Origin of the sequence: Streptomyces gossypii (assembly GCF_025165795.1) — a bacterium.
Taxonomy (GTDB): domain Bacteria; phylum Actinomycetota; class Actinomycetes; order Streptomycetales; family Streptomycetaceae; genus Streptomyces; species Streptomyces gossypii.
Window position 1 is genome coordinate 315,439 of record NZ_JAJAGO010000010.1, and the last position, 13,275, is coordinate 328,713.

A 13,275-nucleotide genomic window follows, 5' to 3' on the forward strand; every position below is an offset into this window, starting at 1 on the left:
GCGGTTCTGTCCAGCGCAGCCATGAATCGGGCGCGGAGACTGTACGAATCTGACGACGGCGCGGAGCGGGTGCGTTTCGTAGGGTCTATACATGACCGATCAGCCTCAGGATTCCCGCGGCCGCGTTGCCGAACTGCATGCCCTGCGGGAGCAGGCCCGCCGCGGGCCAAGCGAGAAGGCCACCGAGGCACAGCACGCCAAAGGAAAGCTGTCCGTACGGGAGCGGATCGACCTGCTGCTCGACGAGGGCTCCTTCCGTGAGGTGGAGGGCCTGCGCCGGCACCGTGCGACGGGGTTCGGACTGGAGGAGAAGCGCCCGTACACCGATGGTGTGGTGACGGGCTGGGGCCTGGTGCACGGGCGAACGGTGTTCGTGTACGCCCACGACTTCCGGATCTTCGGCGGAGCGCTCGGGGAGGCGCACGCGGCGAAGATCCACAAGATCATGGACATGGCCATCGCCGCGGGCGCGCCGCTGGTGTCGCTCAACGACGGCGCGGGGGCGCGGATTCAGGAGGGTGTCTCCGCCCTCGCCGGATACGGCGGGATCTTCCAGCGCAACACCCGGGCGTCCGGCGTGATCCCGCAGATCTCGGTGATGCTGGGCCCGTGCGCGGGCGGTGCCGCGTACTCACCGGCCCTGACCGACTTCGTGTTCATGGTGCGGGAGACCTCCCAGATGTTCATCACGGGCCCGGACGTCGTGCAGGCGGTCACGGGCGCCGAGGTCTCGCAGAACGGACTCGGCGGAGCGGATGTGCACGCCGGTACTTCCGGAGTCGCCCACTTCGTCTACGACGACGAACGCGGTTGCCTGGAGGAAGTCCGCTATCTGCTCTCGGTCCTGCCCGCCAACAACCGGGAGAACCCGCCGTCGGTGGTGAGCGAGGACCCGCCCGGCCGCAGCTGTGAGGCGCTGCTGGACTTGGTGCCCGCCGACGGCAACCAGCCCTACGACATGCGGGCGGTGATCGAGGAGCTGGTGGACGACGGCGAGCTGCTGGAGATCCACGAGCGCTGGGCCACCAACGTGCTGTGTGTGCTGGCGCGGCTGAACGGCCAGGTGGTGGGTGTGGTGGCGAACCAGCCGCAGTCGCTGGCGGGTGTGCTCGACATCGAGGCATCCGAGAAGGCGGCGCGGTTCGTGCAGATGTGCGACGCGTTCAACATCCCCCTGGTGACCCTGCTGGATGTGCCCGGTTTCCTTCCGGGAGTGGACCAGGAGCACGGCGGGATCATCCGGCACGGCGCCAAACTGCTGTACGCGTACTGCAACGCGACGGTACCGCGGGTCTCGGTGGTGCTGCGGAAGGCGTACGGCGGCGCGTACATCGTGATGGACTCGCAGTCCATCGGAGCGGATGTCACCTATGCCTGGCCGACCAACGAGATCGCGGTGATGGGCGCGGAGGGCGCGGCCAACGTGGTCTTCCGCAGGCAGATCGCGGCCGCCGACGACCCGGAGGCGATGCGCAGCCGGATGGTCAAGGAGTACAAGGCCGAGCTGATGCACCCCTACTACGCCGCTGAGCGGGGTCTGGTCGACGACGTCATCGATCCGGCCGAGACCCGGCAGGTTCTCATCGAGACGCTGGCCATGCTCCGCACCAAACACGCTGACCTGCCCGCCCGTAAGCACGGCAACCCACCCCAGTGACGGAGAGATGCACAATGACCCCGACCACACCGATCGCACCGAGCGCGCCGGCCGCACCGACCACGGCCAATCTGGTCCGTCTGGAGCGCGGTCAGGCCGATGCCGAGGAGCTGGCGGCGCTCACCGCGGTACTGCTCGCGCGGGCTGCGGCGCACAGCCGGACGGCTCCGTCGGCCCGGCAGAGCCGCGCCGCCTGGCGGCGGCTGGAGCGTCAGCACGGCTTTTCCACGGCACACAGCTGGCAGCACTGACCGGGAGCCGCTGACTGGGGCCGCGCGCCACGAGCGGGCACGTCAAAGGCCCCGTACACCTCGGACGAGAGGTGCTGACGGGGCCATTGGCGTAGGGTCTTGACGCGGGGCGGCTCAGACGCTGCCGGGGATGTCCATGAGCACGGTGCGGCGCGGGTTCGCGGTCTGGGCGGGGAGCTGCGGCTCGTGTCCCGTCTCGACGGCCTCGGTGGTGAGCTCCTCGGTGTCCTTGAGATGGGCGAGCGTGGTGCGCTGCGGGTTGGCTATGTTGTTCGTGATCATGGTCGTCTTCACGTGAGAGGTCCCCAGCGAGTCGCTTGTCGTTTTCCTATGGCATGTAAATGCTGAGAGTAGGACGGCTATTCCCAGCGCTCCCGTGATCTAGGCAACTTCTGCCGTGTGATTTTTCTCACTCAGGTACGGGCAAACGAGACAAAACACCTGATCAACTCTCCACTCGGGAACGGACAACCAGGGGCAGAAGTGAAGATTCTGTGTTCACTCCCTGCTAGTGAAGTGCAGGTAATGCACGGGGTATTGGTGGCGGTAAGTCCGTTTTCCCGGGCATCTTTTCTACAGCAGGTGATCCAATATCTGCGTAGCGTCACGGGTGTCACGGGCTTATCCACAGCCCTTGTTGGAGATCCGGCACTGTGCTGGAATTCCACGGACCGCCGCAGGAAATCAGCCGGCGCGCAGGGGGCGCAGACCAAGCGCCGTGCGGCGGTTACTGAGGGGACGCGCCGGTCACTCACGACGCCCAGGGGGCCCTGGAACCCCCATGACTCGATACCGTTCCGCCGCCCCAAAGCGGGGGGACGCCTGGTCCAGAGGTTGCGACGCTAGTGCAGGGACGTTTCAAGAGGGATGGCAGCGCTGCGGGGGACCCGGAGCTGCGCGGTTCGACCAACCGCGGCTCCTCTCCCCAGCGCGCCCACGGGAGCGGGCCGTCCGCGGCCGCCCAGGACTCCGGCAGCTCCAAGTCCAAGGGAGCCAAAGGAGCCAAGGGAGACGGCGGCGAGGGCTCGAAGACCCCGAAGGACAAAGTGCCGACCGGCCCCGGATCACGTCTTGCTCTGCGCAACTGGCGCATCAGTACGCGTCTGGTGTCTCTGCTCGCGCTGCCGGTAGTGGCGGCCACCACGCTGGGCGGGCTGCGTATCAGCAGCTCCCTGGACAACGTCGAGCAGCTCGACAACATGCAGCTCCTCACCGAGATGACGGAGCACGCAACCGAGCTGGCCGCCGCCCTCCAGGAGGAACGGGACAAGTCGGCCGGCCCGCTGATCAGCTCGGGCAACGACAAGGACGACGCGGTCGTCGCCACCCGCGAGGACACCGACCGGGCCCGCCAGGCGTTCCACGAGCACACCGGCGACATCAACTCGGACGACAAGGTGATGTCGGGTGTCCAGACCACGGTCGTGGACATCACCCGTCAGCTGAACGACATCAAGGGGATCCGGGAGGCGGCGTACAACAACGAGGAGTACACCTCCCAGACGGTCGACCGGTACAGCCGACTGATCGAGTCCCTCCTCTCGCTCTCGCTGGACATGGCGCAGGCCACGAGCAACCCCGAGATGATCCAGAGCACCCGTGCTCTCGCCGCGTTCTCCTCGGCGAAGGAATTCGCCTCCGTCCAGCGTGCGATCATCAGCGCCGGCCTGGCCCGCAAGGACGGCCCCGACCTTTCGCAGACCGACCGCCTCTACGCCAGCACAGCGATGTCCAGTGAGGACGCCAAGCTCACGACGTTCGGGAAGATCCAGGAAGAGGGCGCGGCCGAGCTCCTCAAGCCTCTCGACGGCGGCATCGTCAACATCACCGCCGCCGACACCTACCGCGATCGGGTGCTGAAGTCCGCGGACGGCATCAAGCGCGAGCAGCGTTCGTACATGGACTGGTATGACCAGGACAAGACGAAGATCGACGAGATGGGGAAGATCGAGGACACGCTGCTCACCGAGATGGAGCAGCAGGCCCGGAAGCTCCGCTCCGAGGCCCAGCGTGACGCCATCATCAACGGTGTCGTGATCTTCCTGGTCCTCGGCATCTCCCTGGTGGGCGCCTTCGTCGTCGCCCGCTCGATGGTCCGCTCGCTGCGCCGGCTCCAGGACACGGCGCAGGACGTCGCCCGCCGCCGCCTGCCCGAGCTGGTCAAGCAGATGTCCGAGGCCGAGCCGCAGGACATCGACACCTCGGTCGAGTCCGTCGGTGTACACAGCCGGGACGAGATCGGCAAGGTGGCGTCCGCGTTCGACGACGTCCACAGCGAAGCCGTCCGGCTGGCGGGCGAACAGGCGCTGCTGCGGGGCAACGTCAACGCGATGTTCACCAACCTCTCGCGTCGCAGCCAGGGCCTCATCCAGCGGCAGCTCAGCCTGATCTCCGAGCTCGAATCCCGCGAGGCCGACCCGGACCAGCTGTCCTCCCTCTTCAAGCTGGACCACCTCGCGACTCGTATGCGGCGTAACGGCGAGAACCTCCTCGTCCTCGCAGGCGAAGAGCCCGGCCGCCGCTGGACCAGGCCCGTCCCACTGGTGGACGTGCTCCGCGCCGCCGCCTCCGAGGTGGAGCAGTACGAGCGCATCGAGCTGAGCTCCGTCCCCACCACCGAGGTCGCCGGCCGCGTGGTCAACGACCTCGTGCACCTGCTCGCCGAGCTGCTGGAGAACGCGACCTCCTTCTCCTCACCGCAGACGAAGGTCAAGGTCACCGGTCACGCGCTGCCCGACGGCCGGGTGCTGGTCGAGATCCACGACACCGGCATCGGGCTGTCGCCCGAGGACCTCTCCGCGATCAACGAACGGCTGGCGAACCCGCCGACGGTGGACGTCTCCGTCTCCCGGCGCATGGGCCTGTTCGTGGTCGGCCGCCTTTCACTGCGGCACGGCATCCGCATCCAGCTTCGCCCCTCCGACTCCGGTGGTACGACCGGGCTGGTCATGCTTCCCGTCGACGTCGCACAAGGCGCCGCGCAGAGCGGGGCGGCCGGTCCCAAGGGCAAGCCGGGCGCGGCACCCCCGGGCGTCGCCTCGAACGCCTCCGGCGCGCCCAAGGGCCCCGGCCTGGCGGCCGCACTCCAGCGCGAGCCCAGGAGTGCGGGAGCAGCCGCCACGACCCGCCTCGGCGCGGTCCCGCCGCGCGGCCAGGTCGGCGGCGGCAACCAGCGCCCCGCGCTCCCCGGCAGCAGCGGGGAAGCAGGCGGCCAGCACCGGAGCAACGGACTGCCCACCCGTCCGACCGGCGCCGGTTCCACCCCGCCGGGAGGCGACAGGGGCGGCACGGCCACCGATTTCTTCGGCAGCCGGAGCGGGGGACGCCCAGTCGGCGCACCCCGGCAGGACACTCCGGCGAACGGCCTGGGAGCCGGCCAGCCCCCTGCGGCTCCGCCGCTGCCCACCCGGAGCGGTCCGGCAGGCGAATCGCCGTCACGTCCGCAGCACGGGCCGGGCGACACCGGGGAGTTCCCGCAGCCTCCGTTCACCTCACAGGCCCCGCCGGCGCCTCCGGCCGGTGCGGCAAGCCGGGGCGGCCCCGGGGACACCGCGGAGTTCGACCGGCCCGACTTCAACGGTCCGCCTCCCGCAGGCGTGCCGGGCAGCGCCGACCGGGCCGCGGAGCAGGCAAGGCCCAGCTGGGCCAGCCCGGAGGAGACTCCGCGCGGGCACGACGACGCGGAGACGAGCGGCGAGTACGCGCGCCCTGGCTATCCGGAGCAGAGCCCGCAGGACACGGGCGCGTACCCCCGCCCGGGCTATCCGGAGCAGAACCGGCAGGACACGGGTGAGTACGCCTCTCCCGGCTATCCGGAGCAGGTGCGGCCGGAGCAGGGCCCGCAGGACACGGGCGAGTTCCAGCAGTTCGGCCAGCCCGCCCTGCCCGCTCCGACCGGGCGGGTGCCGCAGCCGCAGCACACCGGCGAGTTCGCCATACCGGAGGCACCGGCCCCCGCGCCACAGCGCGACCTGGAGTTCGGCATCCCGGCCGGGCCCCCGGCCGCGGCCGACACGCCCACCCCGATTTTCGAGTCGATGGAATCCAACTGGTTCCGTGGCTCGGGCTCGTCGCAGCAGCGTTCCGTCCAACCGGAACCAGCACCCAACAGCGACGACCAGCAGCAGCCGCCGCAGGCGCACACCCAGCGCCCCGGCCCCGCCTCCGCCACACCGGCGATGCCGCAGCGCGAACCAGCCCGCGGCACCCTCGGAAACGGCGACGGCTTCGGCACCGGCACCCCCCGCGAAGCGGGGGCCAACTGGGGGTCCCCTCCGAACGACGAGAGCTGGCGGCAGGCGGAGCAGCTCCGCCAGCCCGCCGCCGGAGGGGTCACCACCTCAGGACTGCCCCGCCGTGTGCCCCGCGCCAACCTGGTCGCGGGCACCGCACAGGAGCAGTCGTCCGCCCAGTCCGGTCCGCAGGTCTCGCGTGCACCCGATGACGTACGCGGGCGGTTGACCAATCTCCGTCGTGGCATCCGACAAGGCCGACAGGCCACGGACGGTCACGACATTGGCCCCACTTACCAGCAGGAGCGTTAGTTGAGTCCGATGAGCCAGGCGGCGCAGAACCTGAACTGGTTGATCACCAACTTCGTGGACAACACCCCCGGTGTGTCGCACACGGTAGTGGTCTCCGCCGACGGCCTCCTACTGGCCATGTCCGAAGGCTTTCCGCGTGACCGTGCCGATCAACTGGCTGCGGTGGCGTCGGGTCTGACCTCGCTCACGGCGGGGGCGTCCCGGATCTTTGAGGGAGGTGCCGTGAATCAGACGGTGGTGGAGATGGAGCGTGGCTTCCTCTTCATCATGTCGATCTCGGACGGTTCCTCACTGGCCGTTCTCGCGCACCCGGAGGCCGACATCGGCCTGATCGGGTACGAGATGGCCCTTCTTGTCGACCGCGCGGGGACGGTTCTCACCCCCGACGTGCGTGCCGAGCTGCAGGGAAGCATCCTCAACTGATCTGAAGCTCCCCCCACTTGAGCACTACAGTCCGCCTCGCCGACCTCATGCCTCGCCCGGAGGAGCCATGACCCCGCCGCCCGCCTCGCCCGGCCCGTACGGTGCCCCGAATCATCATGCATCGTATGGGGGTGAAGGCGACCAGCCGCTGGTGCGCCCGTATGCAATGACGGGCGGCCGTACCAGGCCGCGCTATCAGCTGGCCATCGAGGCCCTGGTGAGCACGACTGCTGACCCGGCCCACCTGCACGGGCTCCTGCCCGAGCACCAGCGGATCTGCCATCTGTGCCGTGAGGTCAAATCGGTCGCGGAGGTGTCCGCGCTGCTGGCTATTCCGCTGGGGGTGGCCCGGATCCTCGTCGCCGACCTGGCCGAGGCCGGGATGGTGGCCATTCACCAGCCGGGCAGCACCGCCGAGCCCGGCGGCGCCCCCGCTGTGACCTTGCTGGAAAGGGTGCTCAGTGGACTTCGCAAGCTCTAGCCCACAGACGGGGCAGACAGGTCAGATGGGACAGATGGGATACGGGGAATCCGCACCCCGAGCAGCTACCTCGGCCAAGATTGTGGTGGCTGGTGGGTTCGGTGTGGGGAAGACGACCTTCGTCGGTGCGGTCTCGGAGATCAATCCGCTGCGTACGGAGGCGGTGATGACGTCGGCTTCGGCGGGTATCGATGATCTGACGCATACGGCGGACAAGACCACGACGACGGTGGCGATGGATTTCGGTCGGATCACGTTGGATCAGGATCTGATTCTGTATTTGTTCGGTACGCCGGGTCAGGATCGTTTCTGGTTCATGTGGGATGACTTGGTGCGTGGTGCGATCGGTGCGGTGGTGCTGGTGGACACGCGTCGGTTGGCGGACTGTTTTCCGGCGGTGGATTATTTTGAGAACTCCGGTCTGCCGTTCGTGATCGCTTTGAACGGGTTTGACGGTCATCAGCCGTATACGCCGGAGGAGGTGCGGGAGGCGTTGCAGATCGGGCCGGACGCGCCGATCATCACCACGGACGCCCGGCACCGCGGCGACGCCAAGAGCGGATTGATCACTCTCGTGGAACACGCACTGCTCGCCCGCCTCAAGTGACCAGGGTGATCAACTAGCTATTGCCGCAGGAGACGTTCACTCCCGTGGGTGTGTTCTTCGTCGTGCCCTCATCCGGGTTTATAACGGTTCGGCAAGCAATTGGCCCTGCCGCAACCACTGGCGGCGAGCAGAACGCTCCCCTCTGCGCATGGTTCTATAGGCTTTTGTCGCACAGTAGTTGCTATGTCCTTTTTACCTCTCGACGGCTTCCACGAAATTGCGGCGACGTCAAGTGTTTGGTAACAGACGCCTTGACGTGCTGAAATTCGTTGAACTCATCAGTAGCCACGGCTTGAGCGAAGTCGGCGGGCCGGACGCCGAGAGGTAGTAGTCGAGTGAGGCGGAGCAAGAAGGGTCCTGACCAGCAGCTCGGAGGTGGGTCGCGGGGGAACTTCACCCCGCCGCCCCGCACGACGACGGGCCAGTCCGACGCGCCGGTGCCGCCTGGCACCGGCGGCAGCAGGATGGCCGTACGGAACTGGCGGGTGCACACCCGGCTGAACGCGATCCTGCTCATCCCGGTGCTGGTCGCCCTTGTCTTCGGCGGCATCCGTGTCCAGGAATCCATCGAAACCTGGAACGAGGCGAAGGACGCCCGGCACATCGCCGAACTGGTGGAGGCCGCGGCTGACTACAGCCATGCCCTGACCAACGAACGCGACCGCTCCGCCGAGCCGCTTCTCCGCGGTGATCCCGACGACCCCGAGGTCGAGGAGGTGCGCGATGCCACCGACAGGGCGAAGCGGGCTTTCGACGCACGCATCAAGGGGGCACCGGACAAACCGGCACTCCAGCGCCGCCTCGCCGCCTTCAAGAAGGCCGAGCAGGGACTCCCCACCCTCCGCCAGGCCGCCTATACCGACCGGTTGAGCGGGGCCCAGACGGAGGAGGGCTACGTCCAGGTCCAGCACCCGCTGATGGAGTTCGCCAACGACCTCGGTCTGGGTACCGGCAACGTCACCGCGTACGGACGTGCGGTCTACGCGATCTCGCTGGCCAAGTCCGCCGAGTCCCTCCAGCGTTCCCTCGGCATGCATCTGCTGCTCAAGCCGGGGCCCTCCGAGAAGAGCAAGAAGCAGCAGCTCACGGCCCTGGCCTCGTACGCCTACCTCGAGAACATCGCACTTGAGGAGTACCGTTCCGGCGGCCGCCCCGAGGACGTCGAGCTGCTCAAGAGCCAACTGGCGGGGGTGCAGGCGGAGAGTGTGCGCGAGACCGCCGCGGCGAAGGCGGAGGCCGAGTCCGAGGACCGGCCCTTCGTCGCCCCGCCGGCCATGGACAAGATGGTCACCGCCATCGCCGGCGGTTCCCGTGCCAGCACGCTCAAGGACAGGGGAATCACCCCCGAGAGCTACTTCAGCGCCGCTACCGCCGAGTTCGACGCCTATCGCGCGGTCGAGAAGCGGCTCGCCGGCGACGCGGTGAAGGAGACCGAGCAGATATCCGCGGACGCCAAGCGAGACGCCTTCGTCAACGGTGGCGCCGTGCTGGCCGCCCTCCTGCTGGCCTTCCTCGTCGCCGGGATGATGGCACGCTCCATGGGCCGCAGCATGCGCGTTCTGCGGAACGCGGCGTTCGGCGTCGCCGAGCAGCGTCTTCCGATGCTGGTCGACCAGTTGTCGCGCACCGAGCCGGGCCGCGTCGACACCCGCGTCGAGCCGATACCCCTGGACAGCCGGGACGAGATCGGCGAGGTTGCCCGCGCATTCGACCAGGTGCACCGAGAGGCCGTACGCCTCGCGGCGGAACAGGCGCTCCTGCGAGGAAACGTCAATGCAATCTTCACCAACCTCTCCAGCCGCAATCAGGGCCTGATCGAGCGGCAGCTCGAACTGATCACGAGCCTGGAGAACAACGAGGCCGAACCGGAGCAGCTGGAGAGCCTCTTCCGGCTGGACCATCTCGCGACCCGTATGCGGCGCAACGGCGAGAACCTGCTCGTCCTGGCGGGCGAGGAGGCCGGCCGGCGGTGGAACGAGCCCGTGCCGCTGGTCGACGTCCTGCGCGCCGCCTCCTCGGAGGTGGAGCACTACAACCGCATCGAACTGTCCGGCGTGCCGGAGAGCGAAATCCACGGTGCTGCGGTGACCGACCTCGTGCATCTGCTCGCCGAGCTGCTGGAGAACGCCACCTCGTTCTCCTCGCCGCATACCAAGGTCGAGATCACCGCGACCCGGCTGCCGGACGGTCGGGTGATGATCGAGATCCACGACAAGGGCATCGGCCTGACCTCCGAGGACTTCGCGGACATCAACCACAAGCTCGCGAACCCGCCCACGGTGGATGCCTCGATCTCCCAGCGGATGGGCCTCTTCGTCGTCGGCCGCCTCGCCAACCGGCACAGCATCCGGGTCCAGCTCCGGCCCTCGGGGGCTGCGGCGGGCACCACCTCGCTGGTCATGCTGCCCGAGGTGATCACGCGTGGTGGCGGGGGCGAGGCCGAGGAGGCGCCTGCGGAGGACTTCACGGTCTCCCCGATCGTCACCGAGCAGCCCGGGACCACTGTCCAGCCCTACGCAGCGCCGCCGGTCGTCGACAGCAGCCTGCCGTCGGCCGCGGAGCTCGGTTTCGACGACGCCAGCTACCGTCCGGCTGAGCCCGGCTCGGCTCCTTCGGCGTTCGACTCCGTCAACCGCTCGGTGCAGCGGGAGGAGCGCCGTGCGGCGGTCGAGGCACGGCAGCAGAACTTCGGCGAGCAGACCCCGCCCGGACACGCGGGCCACGGGCAGACCGGGTACCAGGCTGAGCACCCCCAGCAGCCCGAGCACCTCCAGGCGGGACACTCCCAGGCGGGGCATCCCCAGGCCGGAGACCCTCAGGCGGGGCATCCCCAGATCGGCTACCAGCAGAACCAGTATCCCCAGAACGAGTACGGTGCGTCCGGTTACGAGCCGACCGGCTATGGCCGGACCGGGTATGACCAGGAGGGCTATGTCCAGGGTGGATATGGTCAGACCAGTAGCGATCAGTCTGGTAACGATCATGCTGGACCGGGCCGGCCCGACCAGCCCCTCCATTCGGATCCCGGCTACGGCCTACAGCAGTCCCCGTACGGTCAGCAGCAGCCGGACCAGCCGGAAGCGGAATCTGTCGAAGGCATTTCCGACCCCACCGGCAACCACGTAGGCTTCGAACGACCGGGTCCCTCACCGAGCACGTTCCGCTCGACCACCGGCGCAGGGCTGCCGCGTCGTGACCCGGGGTGGCAGCAGTGGGAAGAAGGCCCGGAAGCGCAGCAACAGCCCCAAACGGAATCTCCGGACCAGCAGTCGCAGGAGTCCCTGCCGGCACCGCCGGACCATTCGGAGAATGCCCATTCCGAGTGGACCTCGGTGAACGACGACCGTCGGGACCGGGCAGGCAGACTGCGTGAACCGGAAGCGGGCGGCGTCACTGAATCCGGTCTTCCCCGGCGGGTGCCCAGGGCCAACCTGGTCGAGGGCACAGCGGAGCAGGACCCCCAGGGCGGTCCGCACATCTCCCGGTCCCCGGAAGATGTGCGCGGCAGACTGAGTAACCTGCATCGCGGTGTCCGCCGGGGACGAACCACCGGTGACACCACCCAGAACGACCGACAGGGCTTCGGCCCCGGCAGCACCTACGATCAGGAGCGTTAGTGTGAGCCCGATGAGCCAGGCGGCGCAGAACCTGAACTGGTTGATCACCAACTTCGTGGACAACACCCCCGGTGTCTCCCACACAGTGGTGGTCTCCGCCGACGGACTGCTCCTTGCGTTGTCCGAGGGCTTCCCGCGTGACCGTGCCGATCAACTGGCTGCGGTGGCGTCGGGTCTGACCTCGCTCACGGCGGGGGCGTCCCGGATCTTTGAGGGAGGTGCCGTGAATCAGACGGTGGTGGAGATGGAGCGTGGTTTCCTCTTCATCATGTCGATCTCGGACGGTTCCTCACTGGCCGTTCTCGCGCACCCGGAGGCCGACATCGGTCTCGTCGGGTACGAGATGGCCCTTCTTGTCGACCGCACGGGGACGGTTCTCACTCCCGATCTCCGCGCGGAACTGCAAGGAAGCCTGCTCAACTAGTTCTCAAACAGGAGACAGGTCGTGCGCAATGCGGCTCTGCCCCATAAGGTGCGGGGACGCGGTGCCCGCTTGAGAAGCTGAGGCAGTAACTGGCAAGTGTGGCCCGCTAGTCCGTGAGCCGGAGGAGGAATCGTGACAACGCCCCCAGGCGGCCCGTCGTACGGGAATGGCCGCGACCAGCAGCTTCCGGGGTCTCCCCTGAAGCGCTTCAATTTCCCCTCCGCGCCCAGCGACCACGTGCGGGAAGAGCAGCCCCAGCCCTCACGCGAGCCGGTGCACCCGCCACAGTACGAGCGGCAGCCGCCCGCGCCGCCGCAGCAGCAGGCGCCACGCCCGCCCTCCCGCATCCAGCCGGCGCCGTCGTCGAGCCCCCGCCCCGAGGCCGGTGGCGGAGAGGGCCGCGGCGAGCCGCAGCAGTTGGTGCGCCCTTACGCAATGACCGGCGGCCGGACCAGGCCGCGCTACCAGCTCGCCATCGAGGCGCTGGTGCACACCACGGCGGAAACCGCCCAGCTCCAGGGCCAGTTGCCCGAGCACCAGCGGATCTGTCACCTGTGCTACGAGATCAAGTCGGTCGCCGAGATCTCCGCACTGCTCTCCATTCCGCTCGGCGTAGCCCGGATTCTCGTCGCCGATCTGGCCGAGGCCGGGCTCGTCGCCATCCACCAGCCTGGCGGCGGCGACTCGACCGCCGACGGCCAGCCAGACGTGACACTGCTCGAAAGGGTGCTCAGTGGACTTCGCAAGCTCTAGCGGCGGTGCGGCTGCCCGCTCCACGACCTCGGCCAAGATTGTGGTGGCTGGTGGGTTCGGTGTGGGGAAGACGACCTTCGTCGGTGCGGTCTCGGAGATCAATCCGCTGCGTACGGAGGCGGTGATGACGTCGGCTTCGGCGGGTATCGATGATCTGACGCATACGGCGGACAAGACCACGACGACGGTGGCGATGGATTTCGGTCGGATCACGTTGGATCAGGATCTGATTCTGTATTTGTTCGGTACGCCGGGTCAGGATCGTTTCTGGTTCATGTGGGATGACTTGGTGCGTGGTGCGATCGGTGCGGTGGTGCTGGTGGACACGCGTCGGTTGGCGGACTGTTTTCCGGCGGTGGATTATTTTGAGAACTCCGGTCTGCCGTTCGTGATCGCTTTGAACGGGTTTGACGGTCATCAGCCGTATACGCCGGAGGAGGTGCGGGAGGCGTTGCAGATCGGGCCGGACGCGCCGATCATCACCACGGACGCCCGGCACCGCGGCGACGCCAAGAGCG

The 13,275-nt window shown here is 68.1% G+C and carries 11 protein-coding genes; 10 read left to right on the plus strand and 1 reads right to left on the minus strand.

Annotated elements, in window-relative coordinates; genetic code table 11:
* Positions 1-91: 91 nt before the first annotated feature.
* On the plus strand, positions 92-1,657 hold the full coding sequence (locus LHJ74_RS22435; protein ID WP_260219938.1) for an acyl-CoA carboxylase subunit beta: 1,566 nt from the start codon (positions 92-94) through the stop codon (positions 1,655-1,657).
* A 14-nt stretch (positions 1,658-1,671) separates the two neighbouring features.
* Positions 1,672-1,908, plus strand: a complete 237-nt coding sequence (locus LHJ74_RS22440; RefSeq protein WP_260219939.1) for an acyl-CoA carboxylase epsilon subunit — start codon at positions 1,672-1,674, stop codon at positions 1,906-1,908.
* A 114-nt stretch (positions 1,909-2,022) separates the two neighbouring features.
* Here LHJ74_RS22440 and LHJ74_RS22445 read toward each other — a convergent pair whose 3' ends face one another.
* Positions 2,023-2,202: a hypothetical protein gene (locus LHJ74_RS22445; protein ID WP_260219940.1), complete on the minus strand. Its 180-nt coding sequence runs from the start codon at positions 2,200-2,202 to the stop codon at positions 2,023-2,025.
* Positions 2,203-2,753: 551 nt separating this feature from the next.
* Here LHJ74_RS22445 and LHJ74_RS22450 point away from each other — a divergent pair.
* The 8 genes from LHJ74_RS22450 to LHJ74_RS22485 form a co-directional block, all read left to right on the plus strand.
* The gene (locus LHJ74_RS22450; RefSeq protein WP_260219941.1) at positions 2,754-6,452 is read left to right on the plus strand and encodes a sensor histidine kinase; all 3,699 of its coding nucleotides are present in this window, start codon (positions 2,754-2,756) and stop codon (positions 6,450-6,452) included.
* 9 nt (positions 6,453-6,461) lie between these two features.
* Positions 6,462-6,875, plus strand: a complete 414-nt coding sequence (locus LHJ74_RS22455) for a roadblock/LC7 domain-containing protein (protein ID WP_037761444.1) — start codon at positions 6,462-6,464, stop codon at positions 6,873-6,875.
* Between the two features lie 67 nt (positions 6,876-6,942).
* Entirely contained in the window at positions 6,943-7,356 is a 414-nt protein-coding gene (locus tag LHJ74_RS22460) for a DUF742 domain-containing protein (RefSeq protein ID WP_260219942.1), read from the plus strand.
* Positions 7,337-7,963: a GTP-binding protein gene (locus tag LHJ74_RS22465; RefSeq protein ID WP_375546799.1), complete on the plus strand. Its 627-nt coding sequence runs from the start codon at positions 7,337-7,339 to the stop codon at positions 7,961-7,963. Before LHJ74_RS22460 ends, LHJ74_RS22465 begins: the two co-directional genes overlap by 20 nt.
* A 335-nt stretch (positions 7,964-8,298) precedes the next feature.
* Positions 8,299-11,580, plus strand: a complete 3,282-nt coding sequence (locus LHJ74_RS22470; RefSeq protein WP_375546800.1) for a sensor histidine kinase — start codon at positions 8,299-8,301, stop codon at positions 11,578-11,580.
* Positions 11,581-11,590: 10 nt separating this feature from the next.
* Positions 11,591-12,004 (plus strand): roadblock/LC7 domain-containing protein, encoded by a 414-nt coding sequence (locus LHJ74_RS22475; protein WP_260219944.1) that lies wholly within the window; start codon positions 11,591-11,593, stop codon positions 12,002-12,004.
* Between the two features lie 132 nt (positions 12,005-12,136).
* Complete coding sequence (locus LHJ74_RS22480) at positions 12,137-12,757, plus strand: DUF742 domain-containing protein (protein ID WP_260219945.1); 621 nt, start codon at positions 12,137-12,139, stop codon at positions 12,755-12,757.
* The coding region (locus LHJ74_RS22485; protein ID WP_260219946.1) for a GTP-binding protein at positions 12,738-13,275 on the plus strand (538 nt) is incomplete at its 3' end. The genes LHJ74_RS22480 and LHJ74_RS22485, both read left to right, overlap by 20 nt.